16 protein-coding genes are annotated in these 19,488 nt (G+C 70.6%); 11 read left to right on the top strand and 5 right to left on the bottom strand.

Annotated elements, in window-relative coordinates; all coding sequences use genetic code 11:
- The first annotated feature begins 30 nt into the window (after positions 1-30).
- From OV079_RS12280 to OV079_RS12245, 8 genes are all read left to right on the top strand, one after another.
- On the top strand, positions 31-444 hold the full coding sequence (locus tag OV079_RS12280) for a hypothetical protein (RefSeq protein WP_267768458.1): 414 nt from the start codon (positions 31-33) through the stop codon (positions 442-444).
- A 213-nt stretch (positions 445-657) separates the two neighbouring features.
- Complete coding sequence (locus OV079_RS12275) at positions 658-2,979, top strand: transglycosylase domain-containing protein (RefSeq protein WP_267768457.1); 2,322 nt, start codon at positions 658-660, stop codon at positions 2,977-2,979.
- A 35-nt stretch (positions 2,980-3,014) separates the two neighbouring features.
- Positions 3,015-4,457, top strand: a complete 1,443-nt coding sequence (locus tag OV079_RS12270) for a hypothetical protein (protein WP_267768455.1) — start codon at positions 3,015-3,017, stop codon at positions 4,455-4,457.
- Positions 4,458-4,695: 238 nt separating this feature from the next.
- Positions 4,696-7,119 carry a penicillin-binding protein 1A gene (locus OV079_RS12265; RefSeq protein ID WP_267768454.1) on the top strand — a complete coding sequence of 808 codons (2,424 nt, stop codon included), beginning with the start codon at positions 4,696-4,698 and terminating at the stop codon, positions 7,117-7,119.
- Between the two features lie 24 nt (positions 7,120-7,143).
- Positions 7,144-7,767, top strand: a complete 624-nt coding sequence (locus tag OV079_RS12260) for a hypothetical protein (protein WP_267768453.1) — start codon at positions 7,144-7,146, stop codon at positions 7,765-7,767.
- On the top strand, positions 7,764-8,222 hold the full coding sequence (locus OV079_RS12255) for a TM2 domain-containing protein (RefSeq protein WP_267768451.1): 459 nt from the start codon (positions 7,764-7,766) through the stop codon (positions 8,220-8,222). The genes OV079_RS12260 and OV079_RS12255 overlap by 4 nt, the downstream gene beginning before the upstream one ends.
- Entirely contained in the window at positions 8,219-8,320 is a 102-nt protein-coding gene (locus OV079_RS55800; RefSeq protein ID WP_267768450.1) for an SHOCT domain-containing protein, read from the top strand. Before OV079_RS12255 ends, OV079_RS55800 begins: the two co-directional genes overlap by 4 nt.
- 7 nt (positions 8,321-8,327) lie before the next feature.
- Positions 8,328-8,933, top strand: coding sequence for a hypothetical protein (locus tag OV079_RS12245; RefSeq protein ID WP_267768449.1), 606 nt, complete (start codon positions 8,328-8,330; stop codon positions 8,931-8,933).
- Positions 8,934-9,119: 186 nt separating this feature from the next.
- Here the strand turns inward: OV079_RS12245 and OV079_RS12240 are convergent, their stop codons facing one another.
- Entirely contained in the window at positions 9,120-9,779 is a 660-nt protein-coding gene (locus tag OV079_RS12240; protein WP_267768447.1) for a hypothetical protein, read from the bottom strand.
- Positions 9,780-10,263: 484 nt separating this feature from the next.
- Here OV079_RS12240 and OV079_RS12235 point away from each other — a divergent pair, with 484 nt between their 5' ends.
- From OV079_RS12235 to OV079_RS12225, 3 genes are all read left to right on the top strand, one after another.
- The gene (locus tag OV079_RS12235) at positions 10,264-10,965 is read left to right on the top strand and encodes an OmpA family protein (RefSeq protein WP_267768445.1); all 702 of its coding nucleotides are present in this window, start codon (positions 10,264-10,266) and stop codon (positions 10,963-10,965) included.
- 36 nt (positions 10,966-11,001) lie between these two features.
- Entirely contained in the window at positions 11,002-11,604 is a 603-nt protein-coding gene (locus tag OV079_RS12230; RefSeq protein WP_267768443.1) for a hypothetical protein, read from the top strand.
- A gap of 220 nt (positions 11,605-11,824) precedes the next feature.
- The gene (locus OV079_RS12225; protein ID WP_267768442.1) at positions 11,825-12,334 is read left to right on the top strand and encodes a DUF2505 domain-containing protein; all 510 of its coding nucleotides are present in this window, start codon (positions 11,825-11,827) and stop codon (positions 12,332-12,334) included.
- 728 nt (positions 12,335-13,062) lie between these two features.
- Here OV079_RS12225 and OV079_RS12220 read toward each other — a convergent pair.
- The 4 genes from OV079_RS12220 to OV079_RS12205 form a co-directional block, all read right to left on the bottom strand.
- A complete protein-coding gene (locus OV079_RS12220; protein WP_267768440.1) occupies positions 13,063-14,247 on the bottom strand; it encodes a cystathionine gamma-synthase in 1,185 nt (394 codons plus the stop codon).
- A gap of 19 nt (positions 14,248-14,266) precedes the next feature.
- Positions 14,267-15,673, bottom strand: coding sequence for a pyridoxal-phosphate dependent enzyme (locus OV079_RS12215; protein WP_267768438.1), 1,407 nt, complete (start codon positions 15,671-15,673; stop codon positions 14,267-14,269).
- 93 nt (positions 15,674-15,766) lie between these two features.
- Positions 15,767-16,444 carry a hypothetical protein gene (locus OV079_RS12210; RefSeq protein WP_267768437.1) on the bottom strand — a complete coding sequence of 226 codons (678 nt, stop codon included), beginning with the start codon at positions 16,442-16,444 and terminating at the stop codon, positions 15,767-15,769.
- A gap of 450 nt (positions 16,445-16,894) precedes the next feature.
- Positions 16,895-19,459 carry an NAD(P)-binding protein gene (locus OV079_RS12205; RefSeq protein WP_267768435.1) on the bottom strand — a complete coding sequence of 855 codons (2,565 nt, stop codon included), beginning with the start codon at positions 19,457-19,459 and terminating at the stop codon, positions 16,895-16,897.
- Positions 19,460-19,488 lie beyond the last annotated feature (29 nt).

Genomic DNA, 19,488 nt, shown 5'->3' with positions numbered 1-19,488 from the left:
GTTGTCGGGAGCGCCTACCTCGTGCCGAACGTGGCGCACGCCGAGGTCAAGACCGTCGCGTGCAAGGTCACCGCGTTCCTGGTCCAGAAGGACGGCGACGGCATCATCCCCGCGGAGCTCAAGTTCCTCGAGGAGCAGCTGCACGACGACTCGTTCGCGGCGTTCAAGGGCTTCCGCCTGCTCGAGACCAAGGCGCTGCGCCTCGGCGTCGACAAGCCGGGGCTCGCGGCGCTCAAGTCGGGCTTCCAGCTCAAGCTCAGCCTGCTCGGCGAGGTCAACAGCAAGCTCAAGCTGCACGCCAACCTGCTCGCGCCCGGGCGCGACGCGCCGCTCGTCGACACCGATTACGCGATCGACGACAACGGCCTGCTCCTGGTCGGCGGCGTGCGCCACCTCGAGGGCAAGATCTTCTTCGCCATCCAGTGTGGCAAGCAGCCGAGCTGAAGCGACCGGCGCCGCGTGACCGCGCGAGTCCGCCTCCGAACAGGGGGCGTCACCGCGCTCCGCGGCGTCTGCTCGTTTGCTCGGAGCGCGGGCGGGCGGTACTCTGAGCCGCCTTTTCGCCGCCCCGGCGAGTCCGGCCATGACCCCCCTGAGCCCACGAAGAGCCCGAGGCCCCGCTGGCGCCGCGTCGCGCTCATCGGCGGCTCGCTCGGTGTGCTGGTCCTCGGCGGCCTCGCCGTCGCGGCGGCGACGTTCCCACGTTGGGGTGACGGCTGGGTGCACGAGCAGGCGCTCGAACGCCTGCAGAAGATCGCCGGGGTGCCCGTGACGATCTCGCGGCTCGACATGGTCGACTTCGACAGCGTCGTGGTCGAGGGCGTCACGCTGACGTTCGGGCCCGACGCGGCGCTCACCGTCGATCGCATCGACATCGGCATCGACGGCGATGCCCTGTGGTCGGGGCAGGTCGTCGTCGAACGCGTGCGGGCCGTGGGCGGGCGGCTCACGGGCGACGGGGGCACGCTCCGCGACTACGCCCGGGACCTGCGCGCGCGGCTGTCGACGCGCCGCGAAGGCGGCGAGGGCCGGGTCAAGCTGGTGCCGCCGAAGGCGACCCTCGAGCGGCTGCAGCTCGACCTCCGCGACGACCTCGGCGGCCGTGCGCTGACGCTGCGCGGCGTGGCCGCGGCCGAGGTGCAGCTGACCGATCGGGCAGCCGCGCTCAAGCTGGCGGACGTCGAGGTCTCGGTCGGCGAGCGGGCGCTGCGAGCGGCCGCGCTGGCGACGAACCTCGACCTGTCGCAAGGGACAGACAGCACGTTCCCCCTGACGATCGCGGTCGAGCGGGCCGCGACGGCGATCACTCCGCAGATCGCGGTCGCCGAGATCCGCGGCGACGTGACGCTCGCCGACGCCTCGGCGAGCCGGGTGCGGGTCGATCTGGCCGGCGGCTTCTCCGACGAGGTCACGGGTGACGAGGAGCACGATGCTTCGGCGCCGCTGTGGGCGCTCACGGGCGACGTGGCCCGCGACCTGTCGGACGGCACGGTGAACCTCAACATGGACGCGTTCAAGCTCGGGCGCGTCCCCGACGTGCTCGCGCGCCTGCCGGTCATCGAGTCGGAGTCGGCGACGATCGGCGGCGATCTCAAGGTCGCGTTCGCCGAGGGCAAGGCCAACGTCGTCGGCGATCTCGAGATCGCGGGGCTCAACGTCGACCACCCGCTGCTGGCGCGCCAGCCGGTCCGCGGCCTCGGGTTCTCGCTCGGGCTGGCGGCCGACGTGGATCCACGCGAGCGGGTGGTGAAGATCGAGCAGGCGACGTTGCAGCGCGGGCCGGTCAAGCTGACGCTGTCCGGCGAGTTCGTCCATGCCGACGATCCGGCCGCGCGTCACTACCGGGCCGACCTGACGATGCCGAAGGTCCGCTGTCAGGAGTTCCTGAACGCGATCCCGGCGGAGCTGGTGCCGAGCCTCCAGGGCTTCCAGCTCAAGGGCGACTTCGAGTTCGAGATCAGCGCCGACATCGACTTCCGCGACCTCGACGCGCTGGTGCTCACGGCCAAGCTCAAGCCGGAGACGTGCAGACCGGTCAAGGTGCCGAAGCTGGTGTCGGCGACGCGGCTCAACGGGCCGCTCCTGCACCGAGTCGTCATGCGCGACGGCACCGAGCGCTCGGTCGATGTCAGCGAGGGCTCGCCCGACTACACGCCGCTCGACCAGATCTCGCCGTACATGCTGGCGGCGGTGATGACGACCGAGGACGGCGGGTTCTGGAAGCACAAGGGCTTCATCACCTCGCAGTTCCGCGCCGCGCTGCGCAGCAACCTCGAGGCCGGCAGGGTCCGCCTGGGCGCGTCGACGATCACGATGCAGATGGTCAAGAACGTGCTGCTCAGCCACGAGCGCACGCTGTCGCGCAAGATGCAGGAGGTGTTCCTGACCTGGTACGTCGAGCAGTCGCTGACGAAGAACCGGATCCTGGAGCTCTACCTCAACGTGATCGAGTTCGGACCCGGGGTGTACGGCATCACCCGCGCGGCCTCGCACTACTTCGCCAAGGCGCCGGTCGACCTCACGCCGCCCGAGGCCGCCTACCTCGCGCTGATGCTTCCGAGCCCGGTGCGCCGCCACGTCCACTACTGCGAGGGCGCCCCTTCGCCGGCGTTTCAGGCCAAGCTGAAGCGGCTGCTGGCGATCATGCACGGCCGCGGGCGCCTCGACCCCGAGACGTTCGAACAGTGGAAGGACGAGGGGGTGGTGTTCGACGCGACCGAGCTGGCGAGCAAGAGGGAGTGCATGGCCGAGGTCGAGCGACTGCTGGCCGCGTCGGCCCAGCAGCGCTCGCTGACCGGTCTGCTCGACGACGGGCAGGACATCGTCGACCTGTCGATCGACGCCGAGCCGCTGGCCACCGCCACCGGCGGCAAGCCGAAGCCGCGCGGGCCGAAGGCCGGCTTCGAGGACGCCACGCTCGAGGTCATCGGCGGCCTGGACGAGGGCGACGAGGGCCGCCCGGCGAGGCGACAGCCATGATCCGTCGCGGCCTCAAACTAGCTGTCTTTGCAGGCATGTCCTTGTGGACAGCTCGTGCCTCGGCGCAGGAGGTGCTGATCGAGGCGGACGCGAGCCCGCGTCCGCCGGAGTACCAGGTGCGCAAGGTCCACGGCGACATCCGCTTCGGCGCCGGCTTCGGGTTCGTCGCCGAGGACCCGATCTTCAGCGCCGAGCCGTCGTTCGGCCTCGACCTCCGGGACATCGCGCCGGTGCAGCTGCGCCTCGGCGCGCCGGTCCACATCCGCATGTACGACCGCGATCCCGAGCAGGGGCCGGTGGTCCGCAACACCGAGTGGGACGAGGCGGGCGACTACCTGGCGATCCTGCAGCGGCTGCAGTACAGCGGCGACTACGTGTTCGGGCGCGAGGGTCGGGTGCTGATCGACCTGCGCGTCGGCGACCTCCAGCGCGTGCAGGTCGGGCACGGCAGCATGGTCCGCGGCTACGCCAACAGCCTCGACCTCGATCGTCGGCGCAGCGGCGTCGACCTCGACGCGCGCATCGAGGGCCTCTTGCTCGAGCACCCCGCGGGCGCCGAGATCGCGTTCGTCGCCGGCGACCTCGCGGGCCAGCAGATCTTCGGCACGCGCATCGCGGCCGACTGGGCCGGCGCGGCGCTCGGCTTCTCGGTGTTCGGCGATCCGTACGCGCCGCGCACTCTGGTGCCGTGGGACGGTCGCGCCGACGCGCTGACGGTCGACAGCAAGAACCGGCTGCAGACCTCGGGATCGCTCGGGGCAATGGCGATGGGCCTCGATCTCAGCTACCGCTGGACCGATCGCTGGCGCTTCCTCGTCACGCCGTACCTCGACCTCAACCTCATGCCTGGGCTCGGCAAGGGCATGCACCTCGGGCTCGACACCGAGTTCATCCTCGGCCGTCGCCGCCGCGCGCGCCTGGGCGTGGTCGCCGAGCTGACGGTGGGCGACCGCGGCTACGACCCGACCTACTTCGACGTCTTCTACACGATGCAGCGCATGCAGGCGCAGTTCGTCGCCTATCCGGGCGACCTGCCGCCCGACTTCGCGACCACCGCGCTGCCGAAGTACAGCTTCGTGTTGCAGAACGACCTCAGCGGCGTGGGCGGCTACGGCGCGATCCGCTTCGCGCACGACGACGGCGCCTTCTTCGAGACCGGCTACCGCTACCGGCCGGGCCCGCTCGGGCACACCTGGGAGACGCGGCTCGGCATCGACCTCGAGGTCGTGCAGCTGTCGCTGCTGCACGCGCACCGCGGCAAGCTCGGGTTCGACATCATCGATCCCGCGGGCAGCCTGGCCCGCTTCGACCTCAACGTCCCGGTGCTGCGCTGGCTCGACGTGTTCGCCCAGGCCGGGTTCCAGTACCAGGTCCGCCGCGCGCCCGGAGAGACGGCCGCGGCGCGTCAGCCCGCCGGCGGGTTCGTCGGGGGCGGGGGACTCATGCTCCTCGGAGTCGCGGGCAAGTTCGGCTGGTGATCATGACATGTCCCTTCGCTACTGACCCATCAGACAGGTACTCGCCTGCGCCCGGCCGGGGCGGGGCGCGCCGGGGCGCTGGCGGAGCCCACGCCGACGGGTGCGAATCGGCGTTGCGGAGGCGAACGCGCCGGGAGATTGACAGGGCGACGGGCGTCGTGTTTGGAACCTTGCCGAGTTCGATGTCCGGAATCAGGCGCCAGGGCGCAGGAGTACTAGGCGACAGGAGGAGTACGCCGTGAACGACGCGCCGCGGACAGGTCGCTCGCGCCTGCGAAAGATCGGGCTGTGGTGCCTCGGCCTGGCCGGGACCGGCATGGTCCTCGGGGCAGGCACGGTGGCCGGCGTGTTCTGGTACTACGGCCGCGGGATCGAGGGCATCGACGTCGCCGCGATCCGCGACTACCGGCCGCCGCAGGTCACCCGCATCGTCTCGCGCGACGGCGTGGTGATCGGCGAGATCTTCAGCGAGCGGCGCACGCTCGTCGGCTACGAGGACATCCCGGCCCACGTCGAGAACGCGTTCCTCGCCGCCGAGGACGCCGACTTCTACAACCACGAGGGCATGGACTACCTCGGCATGGTGCGGGCCATGCTGAGCAACATCGAGGCCGGCGAGATCCGCCAGGGCGCGTCGACGATCACGCAGCAGGTGGTGAAGAACTTCCTGCTGTCGCCCGAGCGGACCTTCGAGCGCAAGATCCAGGAGATCTTGCTGGCCCGTCGGCTCGAGCGCGCGCTCAGCAAGCGCGAGATCCTCGAGCTGTACCTCAACGAGATCTACTTCGGCCACGGCCGCTACGGCATCGAGGAGGCCAGCCGCTTCTACTTCGGCAAGAGCGTCCGCGACATCAACATCGGCCAGGCCGCGCTGCTGGCCTCGCTGCCGAAGGCGCCCGGCAAGTCGTCGCCGCTCAAGGACCCGCAGCGCTCGAAGGAGCGCCAGGTCTACGTGCTGAACCAGATGGTGCGGCACGGGTGGATTCAGCCGCTCGAGGCCGACAAGTTCATCCAGGGGCCGCTCGAGCTGAGCCCGCAGACGCAGGACGCGGTGGTGGTCGTCGGCGCGCAGGAGTTCGTCGACGCGGCGCGGGAGCGATTGATCGCCACGTACGGTCAGGAGCGGCTCGATCGCCTCGGCGCGACCGTGACGACCACGGTCGACCTCAAGCTGCAGGCCGAGGCCCACAAGGGGCTGATGGAGGGGCTCGTCGCGCTCGATCGCCGCCAGGGCTACGGCCACAAGATCAAGCCGACGCCGGAGAAGCAGCAGGCCAAGGTGCTCGAGAAGGGCAAGGTCCCGCTGCAGGTCGGCGCGGTGCTGCCCGGGCTGATCCAGCCGCGCGAGGCGAGCACTCCGGCCGACTCGTTCGTGGTGCTGGTCGGCGACAACCGCGTGCTGGTGCGGGTCCCGGAGGGCACGCGCTACGACGATCCGAAGCTGTCGATGGACGAGCAGTTCCCGCCCACCGGGGTGGCGATGGTGCGCATCGTGTCGCTGCCCACCGCCGACCAGCCGGCGCACGGCGAGATCGGCTCGGGCCCGCAAGCGGCCGTGCTGGTGGCCGCCGTCGACACCGGCGAGGTGCTGGCGATGGTCGGCGGCGAGAACTACCAGCGCGGCGACTTCAACCGCGCGACGGCGGCCAAGCGCCAGCCGGGCTCGTCGTTCAAGCCGTTCGTGTACGGCGCGGCGCTGGCGACCGAGAAGTACACGGCGGCGACGATCGTCAACGACTCGCCCGAGATCTACGAGAAGTGGCGGCCGACCAACTTCGAGGCCGACGAGTACCGCGGCGACATCCGCCTGCGCGTCGCGCTGACGCACTCGGTCAACACGATCGCGATCAAGCTGCTCGACGCGATCGGCTTCGAGGCCGCTCACACTTTCGCGCGAGCGGCGGGCATCCGCGGCGAGCTGGCGAGCAACCTCGCGCTCGCGCTCGGCGTCAGCGAGCTGACCCCGCTCGACGTGCTGTCCGGCTACCTCACGCTCGCGCGCGGCGGCTCGCAGCTCGAGCCGACGGTGATCCGCAAGATCGAGATCCCCGGAGAGCCGGCGTGGACGCCGGAGCGCGCGCCCCAGCAGGCGCTGCGCGACGACATCGTCTTCATCCTCACCTCGATGATGACGAGCGTGGTGGAGGAGGGCACCGCCAAGGCCGCGCGCGCGCTGGGTCGGCCCTCGGCCGGCAAGACGGGGACCTCGGCCGAGCACCGCGACGCGTGGTACGCGGGGTACACGCCGCGCCACGTCGCGGTCGCGTGGGTCGGCTTCGACGTGCCGAAGAAGATCGGCAAGGGCGAGACCGGCGGCAAGGCGGCGCTGCCGATCTGGATCGCGGCGATGAAGGCCGCCGAGGCCGACAAGCCGCCGCTGCCGTTCGTGCCGCCGGCGTCGGTGCAGGTGCGCACGATCGACCGTCGCACCGGCCTCCTCGCGCCCGCCGACGCCAAGCCCGAGGACGTGCTCGAGGAGTACTTCATCGCCGGGACCGAGCCGATCGAGACCGCGGAGCCCGCGGCCTTGCCGACCGGCGACGTGGTCCTCGATCTCTACGGGGACGGCGACGAGCACGCCGACGCCGCGCCTGCCGCCGAGGCGCCTGCGCCCGAAGAGCCCAAGAACGGGCTCCCGAGCGTCCATGACGACCCAGGTTGAAGTCTTGATGCTACTGTACGAAGCATGAGCGCGCAGAAGGTCGTCGACCTGGTCGTCGAGCACGGCCGGGTCCAGATCGTCCAGCCGGGGGTCGGGGTCGTGCCTCAGGTCGCGCCAGTGCCGCTCTCGACCGCCCTGGCGACGCGCAACGTGACCCAAGTGGCGACGCCGTGGAGCGTGCTGCTCGGTAGCGGCGCGGCGTGCATGGCTCTCGGCGCGATCACTCTCGGCCTGTTCCCGTTCTCGGTGCTCGGCCTCGTGCTGACCAACCTGTTGTTCTCGGCCGGGGCCGGGCTCGCCGTGCTGGCGTTCGCCAAGCGGACGAGCTCGCCGGGCTCGTCGGGGCCCGCGGCGCTGCCGGCCCGCGTCGATCCTTCGGTGATCGCCGAGCGCAGCCGGCGCGTGCGGGCGATCCTGCGCGGGACCGGCCCGACGACGTTCGAGCGCATCAAGAGTGAGCTCAAGTGGACTCAGGTGGCGCTGGTGTCGACGCTGGTACACATGAAAGAGCAGGGCGAGGTCGTCGAGGACCTCAGCCTCGACACCGGCGAGTGGGTGTACACCTTGGCAGACAATCCTGACGCAGTGCTGGCTCCCACGCTGGCGGAGCGACAAGCTCAAGTGGGCGAGGTGAAGGGGCAAGGATGAAGGACAAGAACATCGCGTCGATCCTGGCCTTCCCGCTGTTCGGCGGCTGGGGAGCGCACAAGTTCTACCTCGGTCAAGTAGGCGCGGGCATCGTCTACCTCGCGTTCGCGTGGACGCTGATCCCGGCGATCATCGCGTTCTTCGAGTTCATCATCCTCGCGCTGATGGACCGCGACGAGTTCAACCGGCGCTACAACGGCAACAACGCGCTGGGCGGCGCGCCCGTGGTCGTCAACATGCTGCCGCCGGCGCCGGCCTATTACCCGCCGAACTTCTCGCAGTACCCGCCCGGGTACCCGCACCCTGGCTATCCGCACCAGGGCCACGCGTACCCGGCGAACGTCTACCCGGGCGTCTACCCCCCGGGACCCAACCTCCCGGCCAGATGGCCCCGGGGACAGGTCCCTCGGGACAGGAGTCTCCGGCCCGCAGCGCCGCCGCGGTCGACGAGGTGATCGCCCGCATCGAGAAGCTGAACGAGCTGCGGATCGCCGGGCTGCTCACCGACGAGGAGTTCACGCAGCAGAAGGCGCGCGTGCTGCAGCACATGTGACGGGTCCGTGCTCGTCATCCTCGTCTACTGCGTGTTCGTGCTGATGATCGGCGTGTCGCTGCGGCGCCCGATCGGCTCGTTGATGGAGGCGCAGCGGCAGCGCGCCAACCTCTCGCGGGAGCTGCGAGCGCTGGAGAACGCGCCCGAGCTGCCGGCGTTGACGAGCGCTCATCTGTCGCCCGCGCTGGCCCGCCTGTTCGACGAGACCCGACTGCTGCGCACCGCGCTCGAGGAGCCGCTGCAGGCGGTGCGCGCGTGGCAGGCCGCCGATCGCAACCCGTGGCTGGCGCGCGTCGACGTCGGCGACGGCTCCGACCTCGATCGCCTCGAGGAGGTCGACGTGGCGCTCGTCAACGCCCGCCGCGGCGTGTGGGACTGGCTCGGGATGGTCGAGGGCCTGCCCGAGGCCGACCAGGAGACGCTGACGCGGCTCGGCCTGTCCGTCGGTGTCGTCCGCGGCGCGCTCGAGGAGCGAGACGCGTTCCGCCGCACCAGCGGGGAGGCCCGCAAGGAGTCGGCGCGCATCGAGCGGCTGGTGATGCACGTGCGCGCAGGCCTCGACCGCTTCGAGGGCGCGCTGTCTCGGGCCACCCGGGCCGGGCTGTACCGCTGAGGCGTCAGCGGACGGCGGAAACCGGCTCAGAGCGCCGATAGGCGGGCCCGCGCGCCGAGCCCTTCACGCGAGCTCGGTTCGAACCTGGTCCGAACGACCTGTCCGATCGCACCTGTCTTCAGGAGCATCCCCAAGGCGACCCTCGCGGTCTCGCAGGTCGACCCTGTCGTCGGCGGACCGGCGAGCTCAACCGCCCGAGTAGTGGAGGGCGAACTGTAGGAACTGGGACGGGGGAAGATCGCCGCGGAACGAGCCGACGAGGACCTGATAGCCGAGGCCGAGGCCGACCCCGTGGAACAGCTTGCGCGAGCGGTCCGGGCTGAGCAGGAGGCCGAGGTTGAGCTGGGCGCGCGGCCCGTGCGGCAGCATGGCGGGCAGGCGGGCGGCGCCGCCTTCGAGCAGGCGCTCGCGCGTGGGCGCGAAGAAGAAGTCGTAGCCGACGCGGAAGTCGAGGTAGCCGCGCTGCAGGAAGCCGAGGCGGCCCAGCGTCAGGGTGGGGCCGCCGCCGAGGAGCCCGGTCATCTGGCTGCGGCCGTTGGCGCCGAAGTCGATGGTGCCGCCCTCGCCGCGCAGCGTCAGCGCGTAGCCGATGAAGTTGAAGCTCTGCCCGATGTCGACCTGGGCGCCGCCTGTCCTTCCGGACAGAGAGCTGTTGCCGAAGCTGCTGCCGATGCTGTACTGCGCGCGGGCGACGATGTGAAATCGGCCGGGGTTGTGCTTGGGTCGGAACAGGTCGCGGTACACGGCGGCCACCGCCGCGTCCTCGGCCTCGGCGGCCTCGGCCTCGGTCTGCACCGGCTTGTTGGGCCGCTTCGTCGGGTGCTGGTTGACCGAGGGACCGAGCAATGACTCGGCGAGCCCTGGCGTTTGTGCACCCCCGTTTCGGCCGGCGTCGTGGGCTGCGCGACCGGCGCCGCGCCGGGATCGGCCGGTGACGGCTCCATCGAGGGCTGGGGCGGGTTCGCGCCGGCATCACTCGGCGGCGCTGGCACCCCTTCGCCCGAGGGCGCCGTGGCAGGGGCCGGTTCCACGGGAGCCGGGGCCGGGCTCGACGTTCCCGAAACCGTGTTCGTGGGCCGCTGGATGGGCGCAGCGGCCGGGGCAGCCGCGACTGTGGGCGGGAGGGCGGCGACGACGAGGGCGAGGCCGGTCGGGAGGGGCCTCCAGAGCGCGAGCATGCGACAAGGCTACTCGCGGCTCTCCGGTCGAGCGAGTCATTTCGTTGCACCGGCGATGACATGTGTTCAAAATGCCCCCGCGAAGACGCTCGGACGGCCTAAAAGCCCGTATTGGGCGGTTCTTTCGCTACCCATCGATCGGGAGACCCCTCATGATTTTCGCTCGCAACCCCCATCGCGGGAACTTCCGCCCAGCCACGTCAGGCCTGAAGTTCGCGCTCGTCGCCTCGTTCGCGCTCACGGCGACCGCTCCGCTCGCGGCCTGTGGCCCGACGATCTTCGAAGACGCGTCCGCCCTGTCCGTCGTCGGCGATCCGCCGCCGCCGCCGCCCAAGCCGAAAGTCGTGCAGGAGAAGCCGAAGCGGGTCGTGGTCGAAGAGAACCGGATCAAGATCAACGAGAAGATCGAGTTCGACTTCAACAAGGCGACCATCCGGCCCGAGTCCGACGGCCTGATGACCGAGATCATCTCGGTCATCAAGGAGAACCCCCACATCAAGAAGATCGCGATCGAGGGTCACACCTCGAGCGAGGGCAGCGACAAGTACAACCTCAAGCTGTCCGACAAGCGCGCCAAGGCCGTGATGGAGTACCTCGTCAAGAAGGGCGGGCTCCCGAAGGAGATGTTCACGGCCAAGGGCTTCGGCGAGAGCAAGCCGCTGTCGGACGAGTCGACGGAGGAGGGCAAGGAGAACAACCGCCGCGTCGAGTTCAACATCGTCGAGCAGGACGTGACCCGCAAGCGCGTGGCGATCGACCCCGAGTCGGGGGAGAAGACGGTCATCGAAGAGAAGACCAAGACGGAGGACGCCGGTGGCCCGCCGCCGCCGCCGCCGCCCGCGCCCGCCAAGTGAGTCACACCGCGAGATTGCGAAGATAAGGAGTTCGTGATGCCCAAGAGCACGATGTTGAGCCTTCTGTTCGTCGCTGCGTCCGCGGTCCTGCCGGGGTGCAGCTGCGTCGCCCGCGACGCCGAGACGTACAAGAACGACACCCGCAGCCTCCTCGAGACGCGCAACAAGGCCGTCAAGGACTGCTACGACGTGGCCCTCACCACCGACCCGAAGACCGACGGCGAGGTCGTGGTCAACTTCACGGTCGAGAAGAAGACCGGGAAGATCATCAACGTGGTCGCCGACAAGGAGCGCACCAAGGCGCCCGAGTCGCTGAGCAAGTGCATCGTCGACGCGATCGACGGTCTGATCCTCGACCCGGTCGACCAGCGCGACGGCCAGGCGACGTTCAGCTGGAAGTTCCGCGCCAACGAGCCCAAGCCGGCCGAGGAAGAGGCCGCCGCGCCGACCAGCGACGCCGGTCCGGAGCGAGGCCGTGGCGACCGCGAGCTTTGCGGTCCGCCCGGCGGCTCTCCATGCACTCACGAGCGTCCCCGTCGTGCAGGCCCAAAGGCTTGCCCGGTGGTGGACGCTCGTGGCGTTCGTGACGGTCGCCTGAACCCATGGGACGGCCGCCGTCGCGCGGGCAAGAGCTCGTAGCGAGGTCAAATCCTGAACCCACGGGACGGCCGCCGTCGCGCGGGCAGGAGCTCGTAGCGAGGTCATCGTGACCCCACGGGACGGCCGCCGTCGCGCGGGCAGGAGCTCGTAGCGAGGTCACCCCGGGGCCCTTCCGGAGGTCGTGCCGGAGCGGGGCGCGTGTCACAGGTCGCGGGCGCGGCGTTGTCGGTGGCGTCGTCGGCGGCCTACACTCGCGGCCGTGCGGCACACCATCGAGCACGTGTTCGACACCTCCCCCGAGCGCCTGTGGGAGGTGTTCTTCTTCGACGAGGACTACGCCCGCGGGCTCTACGAGCGCATGCGGCTGACGGTGGTGCGGCGCGACCTGCAGCGCGAAGGCGAGGGCCCGAGCCTGATCGTGCGGCGCAAGCTGCTGGCAGCCGACCGCGAGCTGCCGGGGGCGCTCAAGCGGCTGTTCCAGGGCACGTCGACCGTCACCGAGGTCGGCGAGTTCAACGCGGCGCTGCGCCGCTACAGCGTGACGATCCAGGTGCCCGTGATCGGCAACCTGGTCGACTACGGCGGCGAGTACACGTGGGAGACGCTGCCCAGCGGCCAGCTGCGCCGCGTGTGGCGCGGGCACTGCGATGCGCGGATCCCCCTGGTCGGCGGCAAGCTCGAGGCCTACCTGCTCGGCGAGATCGAGAAGAGCATGGCCGAGAACTTCGCGTACACCCGCGAGTGGCTGAAGGCGCACCCGGCGAGCTGAGGCGACGGGCGCGAATCGCCGCTGCGAACTCCGCGGAGGCTGGCTGTCGGGCGGCTGAGAGGCTGTCCTGAGAGACAGGCTGTCCTGAGATGCAGGATGTCCTGAGAGACAAGCTGTCCTGAGAGACAGGCTGTCCTGAGATGCAGGATGTTCTGAGAGACAGGCTGTCCTGAAAGACAAGCTGCCCTGAGAGATAGGCTGCCCTGAAAGAGAGGCTGTCCTGAGAGACAGGATGCCCTGAGAGACAGGCTGCCCCGAGAGGAAGACTGTACTGAGAGGCATGCTCCTTGGGAGACAGGTTGCTCTGAGAGACAGGTTGCCCTGAGAGACAGGTTGTCCTGTGAGATAGTTCGGCGGCGAGCAGGCGGGCGAGGAACACCTTCCTGGCCGCGCAATGCGAGCAAGTAGTCTGGCGAGCCCCGGAGGTAGGCACCGCCAGCCGCGCTGCTGCCGGGGACGCTCGTGATCTACGGGATGTCGGCCGCCGACAGCCGCCATGGGTTGCCGGGCGCTTGCGCGAAGTGGAGCGAGAGTTCGGGGGCTGCCCCCGAGAGACAGGCTGTCCTTCGAGACATGTCGGCATGCCGCCGTGCTCGCGCGAAGCGAAGGGGCGTGCGCTGTCTTGAAAGACAGGTGCGCCTATGCCGGGCGCGGCCGCGTTCAGAAAGTGAGACGGCCGGGGACGTCCTCCGCGAGGACCTTCCCCGGCCGGTGTGCGCTCGCGTCGCTCAGACGGCCGCGAGGGCGTGATCGAGGTCGGCGATCAGGTCGTCGACGTGCTCGATGCCGACGCTGATGCGGATGAACCCGTCGGCGATGCCGAGGCGGTCGCGGGTTTCCTTCGGGACAGACGCGTGGGTCATGATCGCCGGGTGCTCGATCAGGCTCTCGACGCCGCCGAGGCTCTCGGCCAGGGTGAACACGCGCACGGCCCTGAGGAAGCGGCGCGAGGCCTCGAGGTCGCCCTTGAGGTAGATCGAGATCATGCCGCCGAAGCCGCGCATCTGCTGGCGCGCGAGGCCGTGCTGGGGGTGGCTCTCGAGGCCGGGGTAGATCACGCGCTCGACCTTGGCGTGGCGCTCGAGGTGGGCGGCGACGGCGGCCGCGTTGGCGGCGTGCCGCTCCATGCGCAGCGCGAGGGTCTTGAGGCCGCGCAGGGTCAGGAAGCAGTCGTGCGGGCTGGGGACCGCGCCGACGGCGTTCTGCAGGAAGGCGAGGCGGTCGTAGAGGCCGGAGTCGCGGCAGACGACGGCGCCGCCGACGGTGTCGGAGTGGCCGCCGATGTACTTGGTGGTGCTGTGGACGACGATGTCGGCGCCGAGTTCGAGCGGGCGCTGGAAGGCCGGCGAGAGGAAGGTGTTGTCGACCGCCAGCAGCACGCCCTTGGCCCGGCAGATGGCCGCGATCGCGGCGACGTCGCCGAGCTTGAGCATGGGGTTGGTCGGCGTCTCGAGCCACGCCAGCTTCGTCTGCGGGGTGATCGCCGCGGCGAAGGTGTTGGGGTCGAGCGGGTCGGCGTAGCTGAAGCGCAGGCCCTGACGCTGCAGGACCTTGTCGAACAGGCGGAAGGTGCCGCCGTACATGTCGTCGCCGGCGACCACGTGATCGCCGGCGCTCAGCAGCTGCAGGACGGTGTTGGTGGCGGCCAGGCCCGAGGCGAAGGCGAGGCCGTAGGCGCCGCCCTCGAGCGAGGCGATCGCCCGCTCGAGCGCGTAGCGGGTCGGGTTGTGGGTGCGGCTGTACTCGAAGCCGCTGTGCTCGCCGGGGCCGCGCTGGGCGTAGGTCGAGGTCTGGAAGATGGGGGGCATCACCGCGCCGGTGACGGGCTCCGGGTGCTGGCCGCCGTGGATGGCCAGGGTCTCGAAGCGGGCGCCGGCGGGCACGTGATCGGAGGCGGGGTCGTAGACTGCCATGCGGACATGTCCCTTCGGGCTACTGCTGCGAGGCGAGGTAGTCGATGAGATCGATCTTGGTGAGGAGGCCGAGCAGGCGGTCGCCCTCGGTGACCAGCACGACCTTGGCGTCGTTGAAGATGCTGCGCAGCAGCTGGATCCGCGTGTGCGGGGTGACGGTGGCGTAGTCGCTGTTGACGAGGTCGGCCAGCGGCTCGTCGAGGCGGCCCTCGCTGCGCACGAGGAAGTTGAGCAGGTCGAGCTCGCTGACGATGCCGCAGTGGCGGCCGTGCTCGTCGAGGATCGGCAGCTGGCTGATGCTGTTCTCCTTGAGCGTCTGGATCGCCACGCGCACGGAGGTGTCGCGGGTGGCGGTGATCGTGCGGCCGGGCTTGCGCTTGAGGATGTGGGCGACGTAGCCGCTGGCCTCGTCCTCGTCGAGGAAGCCGTTCTGACGCATCCAGTCGTCGTTGAAGATCTTGCTGAGGTACTTGGTGCTGCTGTCGGGCAGCAGGACCAGCAGCCGCTTGGGCTGCTTGAGGGTGCGCGCGTACTTGATCGCGCCCAGCACCGCGGCGCCGCCCGAGCCGCCGACCGAGATGCCCTCGCGACGCACGAGCTCGCGCGTCATGATGAAGCACTCCTTGTCGTCGACCTGGACGATCTCGTCGAGGATGTTGAGGTTCATCGTCGACGGCAGGAAGTCCTCGCCGATGCCCTCGACGTAGTAGCTGAAGGGCTTGGTGAGCCGGCCGGTCTTGACGTACTCGTAGTAGAGCGAGCCGACCGGGTCGACGCCGACGATCTTGACCGCCGGGTTCTTCTCCTTGAAGTACCGGCCGCAGCCCGACAGCGTGCCGCCGGTGCCCATGCCCGAGACGAACACGTCGAACTCGCCGCCGGTCTGCTCCCACAGCTCGGGCGCGGTGCTGAGGTAGTGCGCCTCGGGGTTGGCGGGGTTGTGGTACTGGTTGGCGTAGAAGGCGCCCGGGGTCTCCTCGACGATCCGCCGCGAGACCGAGTAGTAGCTGCGCGGGTCGGAGGGGTCGACCGCCGTGGGGCACAGCACGACCTTGGCGCCGTACGACTTGAGGTTGTCGATCTTCTCGCGCGACATCTTGTCGGGCATGACGAAGATGCACTTGTAGCCGCGCGTGGAGGCGATCATCGCCAGGCCGGCGCCGGTGTTGCCGCTGGTCGCCTCGACGATGGTGCCGCCGGGCTGCAACATGCCGCGCGTCTCGGCGTCGCGGATGATGTTGAGCGCCACGCGGTCCTTCATCGAACCTGCCGGGTTCAACATCTCGAGCTTGACGTAGACCTCGGACGTGAGGCCCTCGGTGACGTGATTGAGACGGACGATCGGGGTGTTGCCGATCGCGGCGGTGACGTCGGCCCGGGCGCCCTTCATCAGCGCCCGCTCGGACCGGGACGAATTGTTGCTCATGAACCCTCCGCGGCGTCGTCGCGCGCGCGCGACGAAGATACGGGGGTTTGCGTCAGGTGGCGAGCGCAGGCGCGACGGTGCGCGTGGCCTTGCTCACGGTGATGCGGCCGCGCGCTCTCTCCTCCGCTTGCCGACCTCGAAATACCACCCGAGGCTGAAGGTGACGATCGGGTACCAGCGCTTGAGGTCGAGGTTGAGGTGGATGAGGTGCGTCTTCATGCCGCCGACGCGCAGGCCGAAGTTGAGCGCGCCGCGGTCGAGCCGGCTGGTCAGCGAGAGCTCGAGCTGCAGCGCGTGGTTGCCCCACAGCGCCGGCTGGGCCAGGCCCTGGTGGCCGTTGTCCTGGTTGGCCACGGTCGGGAACGGGAAGATGAAGCTCCAGCCGGCGGCGGCGCCGAACAGCTTGCCCTGATAGCCGGCGAACAGGCTCGGCTGCAGCACCGCGGGCATGGCGTTGCGCGAGTTGCCGACGTTGTAGCCGATGCCGATGCTCGGCCGGAACATGGCGTATTTGGCGAACTGCAGCTGATAGGCGAAGTCGAGGAGCAGCGGCGCGAAGTGGAAGCGCTCGCACCGCTTGGGGCTGTCGTCGCACGCCTGGCTGGCGCGCACCCAGTCGGCGACGATGGCGATCCGCAGGCGATGCCGCGCAGGCAGCTGGCGCTGGCGCGGATCGCTGAGACCCTCGTCGCCGATGCTGCGCGCGGGAGCGGCGGCCGCGGCGGTCGGCAGCGCGAGCGCGAGCGCGACCAGGACGAAAAGACAGCGCACGGCCGTCAGGATCAACCGAGCGCGGCGAGGTGTAAAGTCTCCGGCCGATCGCGGTCCGTGCCGGCAGCCGGGTCAGGCGCAGGACGCTGCGCACGAGCGGTCCGCGGGGCGCGCGGACGGATCGTGCAGGGGGCGGCCACTCGCCGCGGTGCAGGTGCTCGGGCGGCCGACGCTGGAGCCGCACGGCCGCCGGCTCGCCGGATCCGCGCCTTGTTTGTGGCGGGGTGATGGTGTCTCCGCCTGGCAGGAGGTCTGGCGGTGGGTCGCTCGGAACACGGCGCCTGGTGGGGGCATCACTCCTGCGGCGGCGCCTCGTTCGGGGTGTTGTTTGTCGGTTCGGTTGCGCCTCGTTCGTGGCGCGGCGAACTTGTGCATCAGGCCTGCGGCGCATCGCTCGGAGCGCGACGGGCTCGCGCATCACACTCGCGGGCGCGACCCGGCTCGCGAAAATCACTCCGGGTCGAGGCCGTCGCGTTCGCCGTGGATGACGATCGCTTCGCCGCTGAGCGCGCGCGCGGCCTGGAGCCCGGCCATGACCGCCCCCTCGGCGCAGGCGAGGTCGAGGCCGCCGCCGACCCAGTCGCCGGCGAGCCAGAGGTTGCGGAAGCCGCTGTCGCCGGCAGCGAGGCGGTGCCGCGGATCGCCGGGGAGGGTGACGATCTGGCGATCGCTGGCGTTCTGGGTGGCCCAGCAGTGCTGAGCGGCGAGGCGGTGCTCGGCGGCGCGGCCCTGCGGGTCGACCAGGAGCTCCCAGTTGAACTCGTCGGCGCCGGCGAGCGAGGCCTCGGGCCACAAGGCGCGCGGATGGCTCTTGAGCCAGGTCTCGGCGATGTCGCGCACCGGCTCGCGGCTGCCGTCGGCGGCGCGGTCGGGGCGCGGCCCGCTGAGCGAGGCGATCGCGCCCGGCCAGTGCTCGCGCGGCCAGCCCTCGTAGACGGCGGCGGTCGAGAGGTTGACCCACCGCGGCAATTCGGTGCGCACGATCCCGCCGGCGCCGGCCTGCGCCGGGGCGCCCATCAGCTGCGGCCAGGTCGGCGAGAGCCACAGCTGCGCGCCTATGGCGGCGATCGAGTGGGTGTGCTCGAGCATGCTCTGCCAGCGGGGGTCGCGGGCTGCGAGCTCGCGGGCGGCCCCGGCGAGCGCGGGCGGCGGGACGCCGAGGACGATTTCGTCGAAGTCGACGCCGGCGCGCAGGACGACCTCCTCGACCTCGGGCGACTCGTTGGCCTCGAAGTCGATGGCCTGGATCACCGGGTCGTCGCCGAGGACGATCTGCGAGTAGAGCGGGCGGCTCGGCCAGCACGGCAGACCCTTGACCTTGATCAGCGGCTCGTAGTCGTCGACGCCGGGCGCGAGCTCGATCTGGCGGCCGACGACCGCGGCCGACACCGCCGGTTGCTTCGGATCGGGGCAGAGGTGCTTGAGCTTGTGAAAGAAGCGGAAGCGGACGCCGCGGTCGCGCAGGAGGCGGTAGAGCGGGGCGAACAGGACCTCGCCGAGGCCGGCCGCGGGGGTGTAGTAGAGGGCGCCGGAGAAGGCGAGGTAGCGGCGCAGCGCGGCGCGCAGCAGGGCGCCGGCGGCGGCGGCGGGGCGCTCGACGTCGCCTGACTCATAGGACATGTGGTCGGCGTAGAGGGCGACGAGCACGGTGCTGGCGAGCGACTCCTCGGAGGCGCCGTGGCGGCGCAGCCAGGCGCGCAGGTCTTGATCGTCGATGGCGGAGAAGCCGGCGCGATCGAGGCCGTCGTGGAGGATCCCGCGCACGGTGGCGAGGGCGAGGTCGACCATGATCGTGAACTGCGGGTGGCTCTGGCGCGCGCCGAGGCCGACGAGGGCGCGCAGGCTGTGCTCGCCGCAGTGCGTGAGCGGCTGGGCCCAGGCGCGCCGCTGTCGCGAGGTCTTGGGGGCGTCCTCGCCGTGGACGGCCGCGGCGGCGCGGCGGAGCAGGCCGTCGTAGTCGGGGCTCTGCGGGTCGAAGCCGTCGTAGGCGCGCACGCCCTGGCCGCCGGCGCGGCGCATCAATGCCGGCCACAGCGAGCGCGAGGCGTCGGGCCAGCGGGGGACGATCGCGGACCATGTCGCGTACTGCGGGTGCAGGCGCGGGATGCAGTCGATGGCCCAGAGCAGCAAGGTCTGGGCGAAGTGCCACACGCTCGGCTGGGCGGCGCCGTCGCCGGGCAGGCTGTCGCTGCGCGGCAGGCTCATCTTCCACGGCGGGGTGCGATCCGAGCGGTCACCTGTCCCGAGGAGCAGGTGGTCGCACGGCTTGAACGCCTCCTTGAAGGTGGCGAGCGGGGCGCCGGGGGCCCGCCGCGTCTCGGCGTAGACGCGCCGCGCGAGGGCGAAGGCGTTGTCGTACCAGCCGAACCACACGTGGTGGCCGAGCGCCTCGCTGCGGGCGTGCGCGCGCAGGTTGCGGCCGCTGCGGGCCTTGCCGCCGAGGCGCCAGCCGATCTGGTAGACGGTGATGTCGTAGCGCTCGCGCCAGCCGGGCAGCTCGGTGAGCGCGAACACGGCGCTGAGCGAGCCGAGCCCGCCGCCGAACACGGCGAGCTTGCGGGGGCGAGTGGGAGGGCCGGCAGACATGGCGGCAGAGGTCGGCGATGGTAGCTCGGTCCCGCCCGGAGCGGTCCTCCTCGGATGTTCAGCCCCCTGGGTCCGATGCGTCATGTCGATGAAGTTGTGGATGAAGCCGCAGGTGGAGCAGGCGAGCGAATGGACCGGCGCCGAGTGGGTGAAGCCGCCGCTCGGAGAGGTGAACCGCAGGGTGCTCATGTGCAGCGGCAACGGAGCGCGCGTGTCGTGGCCGGCGAAGATGGCGACCGGCAGCAGCGTGACGCCGCCGCACATGACGCAGGTCTTGTGGGCGCCGGAGCGGCGGCGCTCGCGGGTGTCGTCGGCGACGCCGCGGGCGCGCGCGTCGGCGTCGGCCAGCTCGCGCCGCAGCCGCTCGTTGTCGTGCTCGAGCGCGGCGAGCTGCAAGAGCAGCGCCTCACGATCGTCGCGGTAGGCCACGTCGACGACACTCTAGCAGGTCGCCGGCA

The organism is Nannocystis pusilla (assembly GCF_026626665.1).
Lineage (GTDB): Bacteria > Myxococcota_A > Polyangia > Nannocystales > Nannocystaceae > Nannocystis > Nannocystis pusilla.
The sequence above is the reverse complement of the archived record's forward strand: the minus strand, read 5'-3'. Positions and strand labels throughout refer to the sequence as shown.